At 58.3% G+C, this 18,672-nt stretch carries 17 protein-coding genes and 1 pseudogene; 15 read left to right on the top strand and 3 right to left on the bottom strand.

The genetic code is table 11. The features are described 5' to 3' along the window. Positions 1-35: 35 nt before the first annotated feature. The 4 genes from uhpC (at position 36) to fbpC (ending at position 5,598) form a co-directional block, all read left to right on the top strand. Positions 36-1,361: an MFS transporter family glucose-6-phosphate receptor UhpC gene (uhpC, locus tag ACZAHD_RS11385; RefSeq protein ID WP_462456871.1), complete on the top strand. Its 1,326-nt coding sequence runs from the start codon at positions 36-38 to the stop codon at positions 1,359-1,361. Further along, positions 1,361-2,392: an ABC transporter substrate-binding protein gene (locus tag ACZAHD_RS11380; RefSeq protein WP_462456864.1), complete on the top strand. Its 1,032-nt coding sequence runs from the start codon at positions 1,361-1,363 to the stop codon at positions 2,390-2,392. The genes uhpC and ACZAHD_RS11380 overlap by 1 nt, the downstream gene beginning before the upstream one ends. 69 nt (positions 2,393-2,461) lie before the next feature. After that, positions 2,462-4,540, top strand: coding sequence for an ABC transporter permease (locus tag ACZAHD_RS11375; protein WP_462456863.1), 2,079 nt, complete (start codon positions 2,462-2,464; stop codon positions 4,538-4,540). Positions 4,541-4,551: 11 nt separating this feature from the next. After that, positions 4,552-5,598, top strand: coding sequence for a ferric ABC transporter ATP-binding protein (fbpC, locus tag ACZAHD_RS11370; protein WP_462456862.1), 1,047 nt, complete (start codon positions 4,552-4,554; stop codon positions 5,596-5,598). Between the two features lie 166 nt (positions 5,599-5,764). On the opposite strand, the gene mmuM is transcribed toward fbpC, so the two are convergent. Further along, entirely contained in the window at positions 5,765-6,697 is a 933-nt protein-coding gene (mmuM, locus tag ACZAHD_RS11365; protein WP_462456861.1) for a homocysteine S-methyltransferase, read from the bottom strand. Continuing rightward, entirely contained in the window at positions 6,684-8,087 is a 1,404-nt protein-coding gene (gene mmuP, locus ACZAHD_RS11360; RefSeq protein ID WP_462456860.1) for an S-methylmethionine permease, read from the bottom strand. Before mmuP ends, mmuM begins: the two co-directional genes overlap by 14 nt. A 269-nt stretch (positions 8,088-8,356) precedes the next feature. Here mmuP and eat point away from each other — a divergent pair, with 269 nt between their 5' ends. Genes eat through eutC form a run of 3 tightly spaced genes read left to right on the top strand, consistent with a single transcriptional unit; the run spans position 8,357 to position 11,910 of the window. Then, complete coding sequence (gene eat, locus ACZAHD_RS11355) at positions 8,357-9,736, top strand: ethanolamine permease (protein ID WP_462456859.1); 1,380 nt, start codon at positions 8,357-8,359, stop codon at positions 9,734-9,736. Between the two features lie 9 nt (positions 9,737-9,745). After that, entirely contained in the window at positions 9,746-11,134 is a 1,389-nt protein-coding gene (locus ACZAHD_RS11350) for an ethanolamine ammonia-lyase subunit EutB (protein ID WP_462456858.1), read from the top strand. After that, positions 11,131-11,910, top strand: a complete 780-nt coding sequence (eutC, locus tag ACZAHD_RS11345; RefSeq protein ID WP_462456857.1) for an ethanolamine ammonia-lyase subunit EutC — start codon at positions 11,131-11,133, stop codon at positions 11,908-11,910. Before ACZAHD_RS11350 ends, eutC begins: the two co-directional genes overlap by 4 nt. Before the next feature lie 106 nt (positions 11,911-12,016). On the opposite strand, the gene ACZAHD_RS11340 is transcribed toward eutC, so the two are convergent. After that, positions 12,017-12,193 (bottom strand): hypothetical protein, encoded by a 177-nt coding sequence (locus tag ACZAHD_RS11340; RefSeq protein ID WP_015585065.1) that lies wholly within the window; start codon positions 12,191-12,193, stop codon positions 12,017-12,019. Between the two features lie 250 nt (positions 12,194-12,443). Here ACZAHD_RS11340 and ACZAHD_RS11335 point away from each other — a divergent pair, with 250 nt between their 5' ends. The 8 genes and pseudogenes from ACZAHD_RS11335 to ACZAHD_RS11300 all read left to right on the top strand — a co-directional run. Beyond that, positions 12,444-13,253, top strand: a complete 810-nt coding sequence (locus ACZAHD_RS11335; RefSeq protein ID WP_462456856.1) for an ABC transporter substrate-binding protein — start codon at positions 12,444-12,446, stop codon at positions 13,251-13,253. 1 nt (position 13,254) lies between these two features. Then, positions 13,255-14,073 carry an amino acid ABC transporter ATP-binding protein gene (locus ACZAHD_RS11330; RefSeq protein WP_462456855.1) on the top strand — a complete coding sequence of 273 codons (819 nt, stop codon included), beginning with the start codon at positions 13,255-13,257 and terminating at the stop codon, positions 14,071-14,073. Further along, a complete protein-coding gene (locus ACZAHD_RS11325) occupies positions 14,070-14,822 on the top strand; it encodes an amino acid ABC transporter permease (RefSeq protein ID WP_462456854.1) in 753 nt (250 codons plus the stop codon). The genes ACZAHD_RS11330 and ACZAHD_RS11325 overlap by 4 nt, the downstream gene beginning before the upstream one ends. Beyond that, positions 14,812-15,504, top strand: coding sequence for an amino acid ABC transporter permease (locus tag ACZAHD_RS11320; RefSeq protein ID WP_462456853.1), 693 nt, complete (start codon positions 14,812-14,814; stop codon positions 15,502-15,504). Before ACZAHD_RS11325 ends, ACZAHD_RS11320 begins: the two co-directional genes overlap by 11 nt. A 185-nt stretch (positions 15,505-15,689) precedes the next feature. Beyond that, on the top strand, positions 15,690-16,532 hold the full coding sequence (phnC, locus tag ACZAHD_RS11315) for a phosphonate ABC transporter ATP-binding protein (RefSeq protein ID WP_462456852.1): 843 nt from the start codon (positions 15,690-15,692) through the stop codon (positions 16,530-16,532). Positions 16,533-16,555: 23 nt separating this feature from the next. Then, a complete protein-coding gene (gene phnD / locus ACZAHD_RS11310) occupies positions 16,556-17,497 on the top strand; it encodes a phosphonate ABC transporter substrate-binding protein (RefSeq protein ID WP_462456851.1) in 942 nt (313 codons plus the stop codon). A gap of 67 nt (positions 17,498-17,564) precedes the next feature. Then, positions 17,565-18,437 carry a phosphonate ABC transporter, permease protein PhnE gene (gene phnE, locus ACZAHD_RS11305; RefSeq protein WP_462456850.1) on the top strand — a complete coding sequence of 291 codons (873 nt, stop codon included), beginning with the start codon at positions 17,565-17,567 and terminating at the stop codon, positions 18,435-18,437. Further along, a pseudogene (locus ACZAHD_RS11300) lies at positions 18,434-18,672 on the top strand (phosphonate ABC transporter, permease protein PhnE); the annotation flags it as partial. The gene phnE and the pseudogene ACZAHD_RS11300, both read left to right, overlap by 4 nt.

The following is an 18,672-nucleotide window of genomic DNA, read 5'->3' as shown; positions in this document are numbered from 1 at the left end:
GACTTTCTCTCATCCCCTTTCGATTTCACTTTCTTATAGTCAGCAAAACGGAGACGGCTATGCACGCACGCTCAGCAACCGACATCAACCAACATTACCGGACGCTGCGTCCCCAATTGCTGATGTACATGGTGATCGGCTATGCCGCGTTTTATCTGACGCGCAAGAGCGTCAACTACGTGCTGCCGGCGCTGCAAACGGATCTGGGGCTGGATAAAGGCGATATCGGCCTGCTGGGGTCGCTGTTTTACCTGACCTACGGCCTGTCGAAGTTTACCGCTGGGTTGTGGCACGACTGCCACGGGCAGCGCTGGTTTATGGGCGTTGGCCTGTTCACTACCGGCCTGCTGAACGTGGTGTTCGCCTTTGGCGAGTCGCTGACGCTACTGCTGGTGGTCTGGTCGCTGAACGGATTTTTTCAGGGCTGGGGATGGCCACCCTGTGCTCGCCTGCTGACCCACTGGTATTCGCGCAACGAACGCGGTTTCTGGTGGGGGTGCTGGAATATGTCAATCAATATCGGTGGGGCGATTATCCCCCTGATTAGCGCTTTTGCCGCCCACTGGTGGGGCTGGCAGGCGGCGATGCTGACACCGGGGATTATCAGCATGGCATCCGGCATCTGGTTAACGCTGCAACTGAAAGGGACACCTCAGGAAGAGGGACTGCCGTCAGTTGGCACCTGGCGCCAGGACCCGCTGGAACTGCGTCAGGAGCAGCAAAGCCCGCCGATGGGACTGTGGCGAATGTTGCGTACCACGATGCTGAAGAACTCGATGATCTGGCTGCTGGGTGTCTCTTACGTGCTGGTCTATCTGATCCGCATTGCGCTCAACGACTGGGGCAACATCTGGCTAACGGAGAGCCACGGCGTCAATTTGCTCAGTGCCAACGCGACGGTCATGTTGTTTGAAGCGGGCGGTCTGCTTGGCGCACTGTTCGCCGGTTGGGGCTCGGACCTGCTGTTCAGCGGCCAGCGGGCGCCGATGATTTTGCTGTTCACACTTGGGCTGATGGTCTCCGTCGCCGCGCTCTGGTTGGCCCCAGTGCATCACTACGCGCTGCTGGCGATCTGTTTCTTTACGGTGGGTTTCTTCGTTTTTGGCCCGCAAATGCTGATTGGCCTCGCGGCCGTAGAGTGCGGACACAAAGCGGCGGCGGGTTCCATTACCGGTTTTCTCGGCCTGTTTGCCTATCTGGGAGCCGCGCTGGCGGGCTGGCCTCTGTCGCTGGTCATTGAACACTACGGCTGGTCGGGGATGTTCAGTTTGCTCTCGGTCGCCGCAGTACTGATGGGTTTCTTACTGATGCCGCTGCTGATGGCGAGCATTACTACCTCTGCTGCTCAAAGGATAAAATAATGAAAAAAACGCTGGTCACTACCCTGATTGCTTCCGGCATGGCGCTGGCGACGTTAAGCGGCGCGGCGCAAGCCAAAGGTCGACTGGTGGTCTACTGCAGTGCCACCAACGAAATGTGTGAAGCCGAAACCAAAGCCTTCGGCGACAAATATGACGTGAAAACGTCATTTATCCGCAACGGCTCCGGCAGTACGCTGGCGAAAGTCGATGCCGAGAAGAAAAATCCGCAGGCCGATGTCTGGTACGGCGGCACCCTCGATCCGCAGTCCCAGGCCGGTGAAATGGGCCTGCTGCAACCCTATAAGTCGCCGAATCTTACGCAGGTAATGGAGCCGTTCCGCGATCCGGCGAAGCTAAAAGGCAACTACTCCTCGGCGGTATACGTCGGCATTCTCGGCTTTGGCGTGAACACCCAGCGCCTGAAAGAGAAAAACCTGCTGGTGCCAAAATGCTGGAAGGATCTGACCAAGCCGGAATACAAAGGCGAAATCCAGATTGCCGACCCGCAAAGCTCCGGCACCGCTTATACCGCGCTGGCGACCTTCGCTCAGTTGTGGGGAGAAGACCAGGCCTTTGATTACCTGAAACAGCTCAACGCCAACGTCTCCCAGTACACCAAATCCGGTATCGCCCCAGCGCGCAACGCCGCTCGTGGTGAAACAGCCATTGGCATCGGCTTCCTGCACGACTACTCGCTGGAGAAAGAACAGGGCGCACCGCTGGAGCTGGTCTCCCCCTGCGAAGGCACCGGCTATGAAATTGGTGGCGTGAGCATTCTGAAGGGCGCGCGCAACCTCGACAACGCCAAACTGTTCGTCGACTGGGTGCTGTCGAAAGAGGCCCAGGAGCTGGCGTGGAAAAAGGGCAAGTCCTATCAGATCCTGACCAACACCACAGCCGAAACTTCGCCGAACTCGCTGAAGCTCGACGACCTGAAGCTTATCAACTACGACATGGATAAATACGGATCAACTGATGTTCGTAAGGCGCTGATCAATAAGTGGGTTAGCGAAGTGAAGATGGGTAAATAAACCCGCGTTGCGTTCATTTGCCGGGTAGCGGCGTAAACATCTTACCCGGCCCATAATACCGGAACCGCTATGTCACAGACACTTGCACTCCATCCCGTGAAAAAGCGGGATGCGATATTCCTTTGGGTTTTATTCGGCTGGCTGGCGTTCGCCCTGCTGCCGAGCTGGAGCCTGGATTACGGTCTGCTGGAGTCCACGGGCGATGAAATTCTCGCGGCCTACGGCTGGTCACAGTTCAATATCAGCTGGCTGTGGTATCTGCTGCCGAGCCTGCTGCTGATTCGTCCATGGCAGGAAGCCAGCCGGGAGCAGCGCAGCCGCCACTACCTCGACGCCGGCTGGGCGCTCCTCTGTATGGCGTTTATCGTCGTCAGCGCCACCGTGGAAGGCCGCGGATTAGGCTACGCCACCCTCGTGCTGTTTGTCGCGCTGGGCGCCATCATGACCCTGGCGCTCACCCGCCTGGAATGGCTGGGCGGCGACCGCTTTGTGATTGGTTCGCTGGTCACTATCGTGGCGTTAATTGGCGTCTTTATCGTCTGGCCGAGCATCGCCATTTTCATCCCCATGTTCACCAACGAGGCGGGCGAGTTTGCCCCGCTGGCGTTTATGGCCGTGCTGTCGCAGGCGCATATCGTCCAGGTGATCCTCAACTCCATCGTCCTGTCGATTGCGGTAGGCATCGGCTGCACCTTCTTTGGCCTGGTGCTGGCGATTTACACCACCCGCATCGCCCAGCGCAGCGCGATTATTGGCCGCATTTTCTCGATTCTGCCGATCGTCACCCCGCCGTTTGTTGTGGGCTTAGGCGTGACGCTGATGATGGGCCGTTCCGGCTATGTCACCGAGTTTATGGTGGAGTGGTTCGGACTGACCAACACCAACTGGCTGTACGGGTTTACCGGCATCTGGCTGGCGCAGGTGCTGGCATTCACCCCGATGGCCTTTATGATCCTCGACGGCGCGATTAAGACCATTCATCCGTCGCTGGAGGAGGCATCGTACACCCTGCGCGCCAGCCGCTGGCAGACCTTTAACGGCGTCTTCGTCCCCCTGCTGAAACCGGCGCTGGCGAACGCCTTTTTAATCGTCATCGTCCAGTCGCTGGCCGATTTCAGCAACCCGCTGGTGCTCGGCGGCAACTTCGACGTGCTGGCGACACAGATCTACTTCTACATCACCGGTTCACAACTCGATTATCAGGCGGCAAGCACGCTGGGCGCGTTCCTGCTGCTGTTCTCGCTGCTGGTGTTCTGTATTCAGTATATGTGGATTGGCAAGCGCTCTTACGTCACGGTTTCCGGTAAATCCTATCGCGGCGACGTGCAGCCGCTGCCGGTGACCCTGGTGTGGAGCGTGATCGCTATTCTGGCGGTGTGGGTGGCCTTTAATGCCTTGCTCTACGGCAGCATTTTCTACGGCAGCTTTACCGTGAACTGGGGCGTGGATTACACCCTGACGCTGGATAACTTTATCAAGCTGTTTGGCCAGGGGATGAGCGATGGGGCGTGGCCTTCACTGCTCGATACCCTGCTCTACGCCGGGATTGCCGCACCGATCACCGCCGCCTTCGGTCTGCTGATCGCCTGGGTAGTGGTCCGCCAGCAGTTTAAAGGCAAAAAAACCATCGAGTTCACCACCATGCTGTGCTTCGCGGTACCGGGCACAGTGGCAGGCGTCTCCTATATTCTCGCCTTTAACAGCGCCCCGGTGTACCTCACCGGCACCGCGGCCATTGTCATTATCTCGATGGTGATGCGTAACGTGCCGGTCGGTATTCGCGCCGGGATCGCCGGACTCGGCCAGATCGATAAATCGCTGGATGAAGCCTCGCTCAGCCTGCGCGCCGGCTCTCTGCGCACTATCACCCACATTCTGCTGCCGCTGCTGCGCCCGGCGATCCTCTCGGCGTTGATCTACAGCTTTGTGCGCGCTATTACCACCGTCAGCGCCATCGTATTCCTCGTGACGCCGGATACCCGCGTCGCTACCGCCTATATCCTCAACCGGGTGGAAGACGGCGAATACGGCGTGGCGATAGCCTACGGGTCGATTCTGATCGTGGTGATGCTGGCGATTATTTTTATCTTTGACTGGCTGATTGGGGAAGCGCGTATCTCCCGGTCTAAAGCCAAAAACCAGGCGTAATGGAGCGCACTATGAGTCAGAAAAATTTCGTTGAACTGCGCAACGTCACCAAACGATTCGGCAGTAACACGGTCATCGACAATATCAATCTCACCATCCCGCAGGGGCAGATGGTGACGCTGCTTGGTCCATCCGGCTGTGGCAAGACCACGATTCTGCGCCTGGTCGCCGGTCTGGAAAAACCAAGCGAAGGGCAGATTTTTATTGATGGCGAGGACGTCACCCATCGCTCGATTCAGCAGCGCGATATCTGCATGGTGTTTCAGTCGTATGCCCTGTTCCCGCATATGTCGCTGGGGGAAAACGTCGGCTACGGTTTGAAGATGCTGGGCGTGTCGCGCGCCGATGTGAAGACGCGAGTGAAAGAAGCGCTGGCGATGGTCGATCTGGAAGGATTCGAGGACCGTTATGTCGATCAGATCTCCGGCGGTCAGCAGCAGCGCGTGGCGCTGGCGCGCGCCCTGATCCTCAAACCGAAGGTGTTGCTGTTTGATGAGCCGTTGAGTAACCTCGACGCCAACCTCCGGCGCAGCATGCGCGATAAGATCCGCGAGCTGCAAAAGCAGTTTGATATCACCTCGCTGTACGTGACCCACGATCAGAGCGAAGCCTTTGCGGTTTCCGATACCGTGCTGGTGATGAATAAAGGTCATATCATGCAGATCGGCTCGCCACAGGATCTTTACCGCCAGCCCGCGTCGCGCTTCATGGCGAGCTTTATGGGCGACGCCAACCTGTTCCCGGCCGCCTTCAGCGAGGATTTTGTCGATATTTATGGCTATCGGCTGCCGAGACCGCTGCATTTCGCCGTCCAGGGCGAAGGCAGCGTCGGCGTACGTCCGGAGGCGATTACCCTGAGCGATCGCGGCGAGGAGAGCCAGCGCTGCACCATCCGCCACGTGGCCTATATGGGGCCGCAGTATGAGGTGACGGTGGAGTGGCACGGGCAGGAAATTTTGCTGCAGGTGAACGCGACGCGGCTGCAGCCGGATGTCGGCGAGCAGTATTACCTCGAAATCCACCCGTACGGGATGTTTGTGCTGGCCGATGCGGCGTAACTGATGCCGGGTGACGGCGAGCCGTATTTCCTCGAAATCTATCAGTACGGGATGTTTGTGCTGGCGGATGTGGCTTAACTGATGCCGGGTGGCGGCTTGCACCTTACCCGGCTTACGGTTCCCACACGTTGCAGGCCGGGTGAGCGCAGCGCCATCCGGCACAAACTCAGCGCTGCGCGTTCAGTTCGGCGATATCCTTCGGCGTAGTGCGGCAGCAGCCGCCAATCAGCTTCGCGCCCGCCGCCAGCCACTGGGGCAAATATCCCGCCAGCGTTTCACAGGCTTCGCCGTGGTGATGCCACGTCTTCGTCACAGGATCATAGTGCTCGCCAGAGTTAGGATAAACCACCAGCGGCAACACCGTCAGGCTATGCAGATGCTCCAGCGCGGCGGTGGTGTTTTCCAGGGCGATACAATTAATGCCCAGCGCCACCACCTGCGGATAGTTGGCCAGTACGGCAATCACTTCCCGCAACGGCGTACCATCACTGAGATGCTGCGCATCGCGCAGGGTAAACGAGAACCAGGCGCGCGCGCGCGGATAGGTGGTCAGCAATTCTGCCAGCGCCTTAATCTCAACAAAATTCGGCATCGTTTCGCAGGCCAGCAGATCGGCGCCGGCGTCCAGCAGCGCTTCTACACGGGGACGGTGGAACGCCTGAAACACTTCGTGGCTACGGACGTAATCGCCGCGATACTCCGAACCATCGGCAAGATACGCGCCGTACGGCCCGACCGACCCCGCCACCAGTAGCGCACCTGCCTGCGGGTTTTCGGCGAGATATGCTTCCCGAGCCTTCCGCGCCAGTTCAACGCTTTTGCCGATCAGCGCCTTCGACTGCGCTTCATCCAGCCCACGGGCGGTAAATCCGGCCGGAGTGGCCTGATAGCTGGCGGTGATAGCGACCTGTGCGCCGGCGCGAAAGTAATCCAGATGAACTTCGCGGATCAGTTCCGGGTTGTCAACCAGCACTTTCGCCGACCACAGGCTGTCGGCGAGATTGCATCCGCGTGCTTCCAGCTCCGTCGCCATCGCGCCATCCAGCACGATAAAAGGCTGTGCCTCCAGGATGGCGGTTAACGGATTATTCTGCGACATGTTGAGGCTCCTGGGTCAATGCCCGTGAACGAGTCAGATAGTACGCACCATAACACAGGGCGACGAACGGAATCCCGCACCACAGTGCAATTCTCTGGCTGGGGTCAAATGCGAGACCAATGCAGGCTACCAGGCACAAAATAAAACCCAGAACCGGCACCAGCGGATACCACGGCGCGCGATAGTGCAGTTCGCTCAGCGCTTTACCCTGCTGGAGGTGGCGGCGACGGAACATAAAGTGCGATGCGCAAATGCTTATCCAGACCGCCACCACCGCGAAACCGGAGATAGCCGACAGCGCAACAAAGACCGTATCCGGCGCCACCACGCTGGAAAACAGCGCCAGTAGGCCGCCCAGCATGCTGACTGACAGCGCGATCAACGGCACGCCGTTCTTGTTCACTTTGGCAAAACAGGCCGGCAGCGTCTTTTCATTCGACAGCGACCACAGCATCCGCCCGGAAGCGTACAGTCCGGAGTTCGCCGCGGAGAGAATGGCCGTCAGGATCACAAAGTTAAAAATGTCCGCCGCATAAGGGATACCCACCTTTTCGAACACCAGCACAAACGGGCTTTTTTCCACCCCCGCCTGCTGCATCGGGATCAGCGCCGCCAGCACAAAAACGGTACCGATAAAAAAGATAATCAGGCGCGCGATGGTCGTGCGGATCGCGACCGGGATGACCTGATGCGGGTTTTGCGTCTCACCGGCGGCGATACCGATAAGCTCGGTACCGGAGAAGGCGAAATTCACCGCCACCATGGTCATCAGAATCGGCAATCCACCGTGAGGGAACCAGCCTTCCGCGGTAATGTTGTGCAGCCCTGGCGCCGGTGAGCCATCCTGCATCGGAATAAAGCCAAAAATGGCGGCGCCGCCAAGAATGATAAAGGCAATGATGGTGACGACTTTCACCAGCGAAAACCAGAATTCACCTTCGGCGAAAAAGCGTGTGGAGATGACGTTGAGACCAAAAATCAGCGCGCAGAACAGAACGCACCAGATCCATACCGGCACCTGCGGAAACCAGTACTGCATGCAAAACCCGGCGGCAGTAAAACTTGAACCCAGCGCCACCGTCCAGGTCAGCCAGTAGAGCCACGCCACGGTATAACCGGTCGCCGGACCGAGATAGCGTGCGGCATAGACGTGAAACGCCCCGGTTTCCGGCATCGCCACCGACAGTTCGCCCAGGCACTGCATCACCAGCCAGACCACCAGCGCGCCGATCAGATAGGCCAGCAGCGTACCCGCCGCCCCAGTGGTGGAGATGATATAGCCTGTATTAAAGAATAACCCTGTACCAATGACGCCACCCAGCGACAGCATGATCAGGTGACGCGTCTTCATGGTGCGCTTTAACGGCCCACCTTGTTGTGTTGTTTGCATTTGACCTCATGGGCGTATAGACATCTAAACATCCAGATAAGGTATTCCTTATACCTCGCCCACCAGGAAATTGCAAAAAACAACGCTATCCCCTCTTCCAACGGAAAGTGGTTCGCGCAGAGAACTGCACCATAACGGCTATCAATCATCGTGCAGTTCGCCTCTTTTTTGCGCATCAAGCTTGAACAAAGTGGCTAAACCGCCTCTGTGGGTGACCTGGCACTCTCCTTGCAGATCTCAGAATATCTTTATCTGGCGAGGCATCGACAATGACAGAGCAAACCACAACATTAAAAAGAACGCTCGGCAGTTTCCGCTTATGGGGGATCGCCGTAGGGTTGGTTATTTCCGGGGAGTATTTCGGCTGGAGCTACGGCTGGTCGCAGGCCGGGACGCTGGGCTTTATGATTGTGGCGCTGGCGATTGCCGCCATGTACTGCGCTTTTATCTTTAGCTTTACCGAGCTGACCACCGCCATTCCGCACGCGGGAGGGCCATTCGCATACGCCTACCGCGCCTTCGGCCCGACCGGCGGCTTTATTGCCGGTTTCGCCACCCTGATTGAGTTTGTCTTTGCCCCTCCGGCGATAGCCATGGCGATCGGCGCCTATCTTAACGTCCAGTTCCCGGCGCTGGATCCCAAATGGGTCGCCTGCGGGGCCTACGTTATCTTTATGACGCTGAACATCCTCGGCGTCGGCATTGCTGCAACGTTTGAATTGATCGTCACCCTGCTGGCAATTTTCGAGCTGCTGGTGTTTATGGGAGTGGTGGCGCCTGGCTTCTCATGGAGCCACTTTACCGCCAACGGTTGGGCCGGTGCAGAGAGTTTTAGCGGCCTGGCACTACCGGGAATGTTTGCCGCAATTCCCTTTGCTATCTGGTTCTTTCTGGCGATTGAGGGGGCATCAATGGCAGCCGAAGAGGCAAAAGATCCGCAGCGTACCATTCCTCGCGCGCTGGGCGGCGGTATTCTGACCCTCACCGTGCTGGCCATCGGCGTGATGGTGTTTGCTGGCGGGGTTGGTGACTGGCGCACCCTGTCCAACATCAACGACCCGCTGCCGCAGGCGATGAAAATGGTCGTGGGCACCAGCAGCGGCTGGCTGCATATGTTGGTGTGGCTGGGTCTGTTCGGTCTGGTGGCCTCATTTCACGGCATCATTATGGGCTATTCCCGGCAGATCTACTCGCTGGCGCGGGCAGGCTATCTCCCGGCCAGTCTTGCCACCCTCAACCGCCGAACCCGCACGCCGTATCTGGCGATCCTCGCTGGCGGCGTGGTGGGTATCGCGGCCATTTTCTCCGACTCGCTGATCACCATCAGCGGCATGCCGCTGACTGCTTGTATCGTCACTATGTCGGTATTTGGCGCTATTGTTATGTATATCATCTCAATGGCGGCGCTGTTTAAGCTGCGCCGCAGCGAGCCAAATTTGATTCGTCCGTTCCGCGCGCCGCTCTACCCTTGGGCACCGGCCTTCGCCCTGGCGATGGCAGTACTCTGTCTGGTGGCGATGGTCTGGTATAACCTGCTGCTGGCGCTGATTTTCGCGGCGATGATGCTGGGAGGCTATCTGTGGTTTCGCAAAACCGCGTCCGCCCGCGAACGTGCGCCGGCAGACCCACAGTTGCGCATTGTCTCCTGAGGAGGCGACATGTATAAAACAACGCTATCGGGCCAGGTCTGGCGCTTTGATAGTCTGAAAACGCTGATGGCGAAAGCCTCGCCAGCGCGATCCGGCGATGCGCTGGCGGGCGTTATCGCCGATAGCGCCGAGGAGCGCATGGCGGCAAAAATCGCGCTGGCGGATGTCCCGCTAAGCGATATTCTGGCCAATCCACTGATCCCGTATGAACAGGATGAGGTCACCCGGCTGATTATCGACACCCACGATAGCGCTGGATTCGCCGCCATTCGCCACCTGACGGTCGGGGATTTTCGCGACTGGCTGCTGGATGACGCGACCGATACCGCCACCCTGCAACAGGTCGCGCGGGCGATAACGCCGGAAATGGCGGCGGCAGTCAGCAAACTGATGCGCAATCAGGATCTGATCCTCGCCGCCAACAAGTGCCAGGTCATTACCCGTTTTCGCAATACGATAGGGTTGCCGGGACATCTTAGCGTCCGCCTGCAGCCTAATCACCCGACCGATGACATGAAGGGCATTGCTGCCAGCATGCTTGATGGCCTGCTGTATGGTGCGGGCGATGCGGTGATCGGCATTAACCCGGCCAGCGACAGCCTGCCGGTGCTGGCGCAGCTCAACCATATGCTCGACGATATTATTCAGCGCTTTGCCATCCCCACCCAGTCGTGCATTCTGACCCACGTCACCAACACCCTGCAGCTGATTGAGCGCGGCGCGCCGGTCGATCTGGTGTTCCAGTCGGTGGCGGGAACCGAGGCGGCCAACAGTGGTTTTGGTATTAATCTGGCCTTACTGCAGGAGGCGCATGAGGCGGCGCTGAGCCTTAATCGCGGCACCCTGGGCAACAATGTGATGTATTTCGAAACCGGTCAGGGAAGCGCCCTCTCCGCCAATGCGCATCACGGCGTCGATCAGCAAACTTGCGAAGCGCGCGCCTACGCCGTGGCCCGCCATTTCGACCCGCTGCTGGTCAATACGGTGGTCGGTTTTATCGGCCCGGAATATCTCTACGACGGTAAGCAGATCATCCGTGCCGGTCTGGAGGATCACTTCTGCGGCAAGCTGATGGGGCTGCCGATCGGCTGCGACGTCTGCTATACCAACCACGCCGAAGCGGATCAGGATGATATGGACACGCTTCTGACCCTGCTGTGTACCGCCGGACTGACCTTCTTAATCGGCGTGCCGGGCGCGGACGATATTATGCTTAACTATCAGAGCACTTCCTTTCACGATGCGCTGTACGCCCGTCGCCTGCTCGGTCTGAAGCACGCCCCGGAGTTTGCCGCCTGGCTGACAAAAATGCGCATTATCGACCCGGACGGCACTCTGCGTCTGACCGATGCCCGCCATCCGCTGCTGTCCGTTCTGCCGCAAGGAGAACCGGTATGAATCCACCCGACGCCTGGAACCCACTGCGCGAATTTACCGATGCGCGCATTGCGCTGGGGCGCAGCGGTGCCAGCCTGCCCACGCGCGAAGTGCTCAACTTTGGTCTGGCTCATGCCCGGGCGCGCGACGCCATCCACCGGCCGTTTGAAAGCGAGCAGCTTGAAGCGCCGCTGGCGGAAATGGGGCTCTCTTCGCTTACGGTGCGTAGCGCCGCCGGCGATCGGCATATTTACCTTAACCGTCCCGATCTGGGGCGCCGGCTGGATGAGGCCAGCCGTGCCGATCTGGCCGCCAGCGGCGTGCGTCCAGCGGACCTGCTGCTGGTGATTGGTGACGGGCTCTCCTCGTATGCCGTGCATCGTCAGGCTCTGCCGCTGATTCGCGCGCTGCTGCCCTATCTGCACACGCTGGGCATCAGCCTCGCGCCGGTCGTGCTTGCCCATCAGTCCCGAGTGGCGCTGGGGGATGATATTGGCGAAACGCTGAAGGCCAGGGCAGTGGCGATATTAATCGGCGAGCGGCCGGGACTCTCGTCGCCGGACAGCCTTGGCGTCTATCTGACCTGGCAACCGCATCGTCAACGACTGGAGTCGGAGCGTAACTGTATTTCGAATATTCGCCCGGACGGGCTGAACTATGAAGCCGCCGCCTTTAAGCTGGCGTGGCTGCTGGAGCAGGCTTTTCTCCGTCGTCTGACCGGCGTGCACCTTAAGGATGAGAGCGATAACCCGGCGCTACATGGCAGGGTGAAACCGCGAGGGATTCAACAGATTTAAAGCTGCTGGAGGCTGCAGCATGGCATCCCGCTCGCCGCAACCTCCAGCAGCCTCGCGCTACACAAAGCACACCTCGTTCCAGTAGGCTTCACGCGTCCTGCGCCGCTCAGTATGTCTTATCATGGCGGAACCACCGTGTTTCAACATTGCCGATATCCACGCCGTAAAGGCTGGCGACCGGCAATATGGCCTCCATCATGCGTTGGGTATCCTGCTGCCCGGCTTCACCGTTAGATAAAAAAGCCAGCCAGCGCGTTAATCGTTGCCATAGTGCTACTTTCATTTCTCCTCCGTCGGGAAGCAATTTGCCTGACCGTATTTCAACCACAGATGGCACCAGCCTGGAAATATCAATTCCGGGTTTTCAATCCCGGAAGACGCATATCGCCCCGCCGGTCACGCCGGGGAATACCCACACACTCTCTCAACTCTTTTTTGAAATAGATAAGAACTTTTTCTTCTTTGTCGGAGATGGTCGGTTTGTGGGAGCGTGATGAACACAAAACAAAAACAGGGATTCAGGGGAAATAATCATGCGCATTGCAAAAACAAAAATCGCGTTGGCGCTGGGGATTCTGGCGCTAACCGCCCAGGTTCAGGCAGACCAGTTGGCTGACATCAAAGCCGCTGGCGTGGTAAAAGTCGCCACCTTCGATGCTAACCCACCGTTTGGTTCTGTCGACCCTAAAACTCACCAGCTGGTGGGCTATGATGTTGATTTCGCTAAGGCGCTGGCCAAATCGCTCGGCGTAAAACTGGAGCTGGTCGCCACTAATCCGGCGAACCGTATCCCGCTGTTGCAATCCGGCAAGGCCGATCTGATCGTCGCCGATATCACCATCACGCCGGAGCGTGCACAGGTTATTGATTTTTCCACACCATACTTCGTTACTGGCCAGCAGTTCCTCGTGCCGGCGAAATCGGCGGATAAGCTTGAGGATTACCGCAAAGCGCGGATCGGCGCGGTAAAAGGCACCACCGGCGAACAGGCGCTGCATCAGCGTTTCCCGCAGTCTCGCGTGCTCTCCTATGATGATATTCCGTTGGCGCTGACCGCCCTGCGTAACGGTAACGTCCAGGCCATCACCCAGGACAGTACCATTCTGGCCGGCCTGCTGGCAGAAGCGCCGGACAAAGCCAACTTTAAAATCCTCCCCGATTTGCTGAGCAAAGAAGAAATCGGCGTTGGCGTCAAGAAAGGTGAACCGGCGCTGCTGAAAGCGGTTAACGATGAGCTGGTTAATCTGGAAAAATCGGGCCAGGCCGCCAAAATCTATGATGTCTGGTTTGGCCCTGCCACCAAAACGCCACAGCCGCGTGCGTTTACCATAGAAGCTAAATAATATGTTATCGGCTCTGTTTTCACGCTCCGCGGCTTCGTCCGCGGATTTTTCACATTTGCAGCGCGCCAGTATTGAATTTCGCCAGGCAGCAAAACGCTACGGCGACCATCAGGTGCTCAACGGTATCAATCTGCAGGTAGAACCGGGGGAAGTGGTCGCGATCCTTGGGCCGTCAGGATCGGGGAAATCAACGCTGATCCGGCTGATCAATCAGCTCGAATCCCTCAGTGGAGGCGAGATTCTGATCGACGGCAAACCCACTCGCCATCTTACGGACAGCGCGCTGCGTCAGTTACGCAGCCGAGTGGGCTTCGTTTTCCAACAGTTCAACCTCTACGCTCATCTGACGGCGCAGGAAAATATCACCCTGGCGCTGGAGCGCGTGCACGGCTGGGGGAAAACCGCCGCGCGCGAACGCGCACTGGCGCTGCTACAACAGGTCGGACTGGAGGATAAAGCCCACCAGATGCCGGCCCAGCTCTCTGGCGGCCAGCAGCAGCGCGTGGCCATTGCCCGCGCCCTCGCCTCGTCGCCGCAAATTATTCTCTTCGATGAACCCACCTCGGCGCTCGATCCGGAGATGATCGGCGAAGTGTTGCTGGTGATGAAGACGCTGGCGCACAGCGGTATTACCATGGTGGTCGTGACGCATGAGATGCAGTTTGCTCGCGAAATTGCCGATCGGGTGGTGTTTATCGACGGCGGCGATATTCTCGAAGTGGCGCCGCCGACGGACTTTTTCGCCCGGCCACAGCACGCCCGCACGCGTCGTTTTCTGCAAAAGGTGCTCAATCCGCTGCATCAGGAGAGTCTCGAGTGAACCCGGTTCTCGACTGGCACGGCGTACTGAGCGGGCAGCCGCTGCAATGGATCATCTCCGGCTTTCTGACCACCGTGTGGGTCAGCCTCGCCGGGATAGGCCTGGCCACCGTCCTGGCGGTGCTGCTGCTGGCGCTGCGCTTAGGCGGCGGCCGCAGCGGACGTGGCCTGGTCGCCTGCTGGGTCTCGCTGTTTCGCAATACGCCGCTGCTGGTACAGCTGCTGTTCTGGTATTTCGCCTCCTGGAACCTGCTGCCGCTGGCGGCGCGGGATTTCATTAATGCCGACCATGCCTGGTCCATTCTGCCAGGGAACGTCTGGTGGCTGACCCCGGAATTTCTCTGCTCAATGTGGGGGCTGGGGGTATTCACCTCGGCGTTTCTGGTAGAAGAGATCGCCTCCGGGCTGCGCGCCGTCAGCCACGGTCAGCGGGAAGCCGCCCTTTCACAGGGTTTTACGCCGTGGGGCGAACTGCGTCATATTCTGCTGCCGCAGGGGCTGGCGAACGCCTGGCAACCGATTATCGGCCAGTATCTGAATCTGATGAAGCTCTCATCGCTGGCCAGCGGCATCGGCTTTGCCGAACTGACCTACCAGGTGCGGCAAATCGAAAGCTATAACGCTCACGCACTGGAAGCTTTCGCCGTCGGTACGGCGTTGTATCTGGCGTTGGGAGTGGTTATGGGGATGGCGCTGGCGCGTCTTGGTCCGGGCAAAACGCAGCACAGGAGCGCACAGCATGAACGCTAATCTGGCGGTCATCGCCGATAACCTCGATTACCTGCTGTGGGGACGGCTGGCGGAAGGCATTCCCGGCGGCGTTGCATTGACGCTGATGATGGCAATCGGTGCTGCGGCGCTGGCGCTTCCCTTCGGCATTCTGCTGGCAGGCGCCGCCTGGCGTTATGGCGGACTGGTGCGTCGACTGCTGTTCCTGTGGGCGGAGCTGATTCGCGGCATTCCGCTTATTTTCGTCATTTTTTGGCTCTGGTATCTGCTGCCGATGCTGACCGGGAGCGACCTGCCGGGGGCACTGACGGTCACCCTGGCGCTGGCGTGGTTTACCGCCGCCTCGGTGATGCACTCGGTGCTGGCGGGACTGCAGTCGCTGCCCGCCGGGCAATGTGAAGCAGCGCGAACCCAGGGGTTTTCTGCCGGGCAAGCGCTGCGTTTAATTCTGCTGCCGCAGGCGCTGCGTAATATTCAGCCCTCGCTGGTTGGGATTTTTATCAACCTGCTCAAAGACACATCGCTGGCGTTTATTGTCAACGTGCCGGAGCTCACCACCGTCGCCGGTCAGGTCAATAACCGGGTACAAATCTACCCGCTGGCGATTTTTGTCTTCACCGGTGCGGTCTATTACCTGCTGTGCTGCGGCCTGAGCCTGCTGGCTAACCGTCGTTATATTCGGCGCTACGCCGACAGGCACTAAGCCCGCGGATAAGACACGGCGGCACATTCGTGCGCCGCCGATCTGGCCCCTTGCCTCGGTGGATTTGCACGACATCGCTCGCGCAATAACCGCACCGTTCACTGTTTTTTCGCCTTACTGTCATATGACGATCACATAAAACGCCATTAATAGTGCCCAGTTTAATGACGAATCTGGACGCTCTTATGAATAGTTCTCTTGCCGCGGTAACCGACACCGATTATCCGCATTTTGGTCAGCCGAATACTGCCCGGCAGCGGAAAGTCTTAAGCGTGCGCAACCTGAATAAGTCTTACAGTGCGCAGCAAACCGTACTCGATAACGTCAGTTTCGATCTGCATGTCGGCGAGTTGGTCGGCGTTATCGGCCGCTCTGGCGCCGGGAAGTCGACCCTGCTGCATGTGTTGAACGGCACCCACAGCGCCACCGGCGGCGAGATCCTCAGCTACCCGGAAGTGGGCATGCCGCACGACGTGACGAAGCTAAAAGGCCGTGCGCTGAACGCCTGGCGCAGCGAGTGCGGCATGATTTTCCAGGACTTCTGCCTGGTGCCGCGTCTTGACGTGTTAACCAACGTGCTGCTGGGCCGGCTGAGCCAGACCTCAACGCTGAAATCCCTGTTTAAGATCTTCCCTGACGCCGACCGCGCGCGCGCCATCTCGCTACTGGAGTGGATGAATATGCTTCCCCATGCCCTGCAGCGGGCTGAAAACCTCTCCGGCGGGCAGATGCAGCGCGTGGCGATTTGTCGCGCGCTGATGCAGAACCCCGGTATTTTGCTGGCCGATGAGCCGGTTGCCTCTCTCGATCCGAAAAACACACAGCGCATCATGAACGTACTGCGCGAAATCAGCGAACAGGGCATCAGCGTGATGGTGAACCTGCACTCGGTGGAACTGGTGAAAGAGTATTGCACGCGAGTAATTGGCGTCGCGAAAGGCAACATTATTTTTGACGACCATCCCTTACGGCTGACTCAGGATATTCTGCATCAGCTGTACGGGGATGAAATTAGCCAATGGCATTAATTTCCACTCACACGGACAAGATAATGAAACAATACATCACTGGTGCAGTTCGTATATCCGCCGCGGTTGCGGGAATGATGATGGCATGGCAGGCAAGTGCTGCGGAGCAGCCAAAAGAATTAAACCTGGGGATCCTGGGGGGCCAGAACGCCACCCAGCAAATTGGTGATAACCAGTGTGTAAAACAGTTTCTCGACAAAGAGCTGAACGTCGATACCAAATTACGCAACTCCTCTGACTATTCTGGCGTTATTCAGGGTCTGCTGGGCGGTAAAGTGGATGTCGTGCTGAGTATGTCGCCTTCTTCTTACGCCTCGGTTTATCTCAATAACCCGAAAGCGGTCGATATCGTTGGTATCGCCGTGGATGATAAAGATCAGTCCCGCGGTTACCACTCAGTGATCATTGTCAAAGCGGACAGCCCGTATAAATCGTTAGACGATCTGAAAGGCAAAGCATTCGGCTTCGCTGACCCGGACTCCACTTCCGGCTATTTGATCCCGAACCACGCCTTCAAACAGAAATTCGGCGGCACTTCGGATAACAAATACAACAACTTCTTCTCCAGCGTGACCTTCTCCGGCGGCCACGAACAGGACATCCTGGGCGTGCTGAACGGCCAGTTCGCGGGGGCGGTCACCTGGACCTCAATGGTCGGCGACTACAACAGCGGCTACAGCGTCGGTGCCTTCAACCGCCTGATTCGTATGGATCACCCGGATCTGATGAAACAGATCCGCATCATCTGGCAATCGCCGCTGATCCCCAACGGCCCGATCCTGGTCAGCAACGCGCTGCCGGCAGACTTTAAAGCCAAAGTCATCACCGCGATCAAAAAGCTGGATACCGACGACCACGCCTGCTTTGTGAAAGCGATGGGCGGTACTCAGCATATCGGTCCGGGCAGCGTGGCCGACTTCCAGCAGATTATCGATATGAAACGCGAGCTGGTCAGCGCCCGTTAATCCCGCCCCAACGCCGCCTCCGCGAAGATCCGCGTGAGGCGGCGGCATCCTGAAGACCCAGCGACGTATGAATATATCGAACACCGAATTTGAACGTTATTACCAGCAGGTACGGGCACGGCAAAAGCGCGATACCTTTAGCTGGTCTCTGCTCCTGCTGGTGCTTTATTTCGCCGCCGGCAGCGCCGCTGAATTTAATCTCTTCACTATCTGGCACTCTCTGCCAAATTTTCTCGATTACATGTTTGAGACAGTGCCGACACTCCATGTCAGTGCGCTGTTCGCCGATGTCCACACCAAAGGCTCGCTGGCCTACTGGGGCTATCGTCTGCCGATTCAGCTACCGCTGATCTGGGAAACATTACAGCTGGCGCTGGCTTCCACGCTGATTGCGGTGGTCATTGCGACTCTGCTGGCATTCCTCGCCGCCAATAACGCCTGGTCACCTCCGCCGCTGCGTTTTGCCATCCGCGTTCTGGTGGCGTTTTTACGCACCATGCCGGAGCTGGCGTGGGCGGTGATTTTCGTGATGGCCTTCGGCATCGGCGCCATCCCTGGCTTTCTGGCCCTGATGCTGCACACCATTGGTAGCCTGACCAAGCTGTTTTACGAAGCGGTGGAAAGCGCACAGGACAAACCGGTACGCGGCCTGATGGCCTGCGGAGCTTCACCGCTCCAGCGCATTCGCTTCGCGCTGTGGCCGCAGGTCAAACCGATTTTTCTCTCCTACGGCTTTATGCGTCTGGAGATTAACTTTCGCTCATCCACCATTCTTGGGCTGGTGGGCGCCGGCGGGATCGGTCAGGAGCTGATGACCAACATCAAGCTGGATCGTTACGATCAGGTCAGCATCACACTGCTGCTGATCATCATCGTGGTGTCGCTGCTGGATATGCTGTCCGGCCGCCTGCGACAGTGGGTTCTTGAGGGGAAAAAATGAGTCAATGGCAGAGCCAACCGGATGTCGCCGCCAGCCGTCGGCAGCATCGGCAACTGTATCAAGTCCAGGGGCGCTATTTGCGCTTCGTCGGTCTGCTGACGTTGGCGGGCTTACTTTACTACCTCTGGTTTTTTACACAGTTTGGCATTAGCGGCGAACAGCTCACCACCGGTCTGCAGCAAATCAGCCGCTATCTGCTGCGGATGTTTGTCTGGCACGACTTTTTCAACTGGCC

The organism is Raoultella sp. (assembly GCF_039594335.1).
Taxonomy (GTDB): domain Bacteria; phylum Pseudomonadota; class Gammaproteobacteria; order Enterobacterales; family Enterobacteriaceae; genus Klebsiella.
This window is presented reverse-complemented; position numbering and strand designations above follow the sequence as displayed.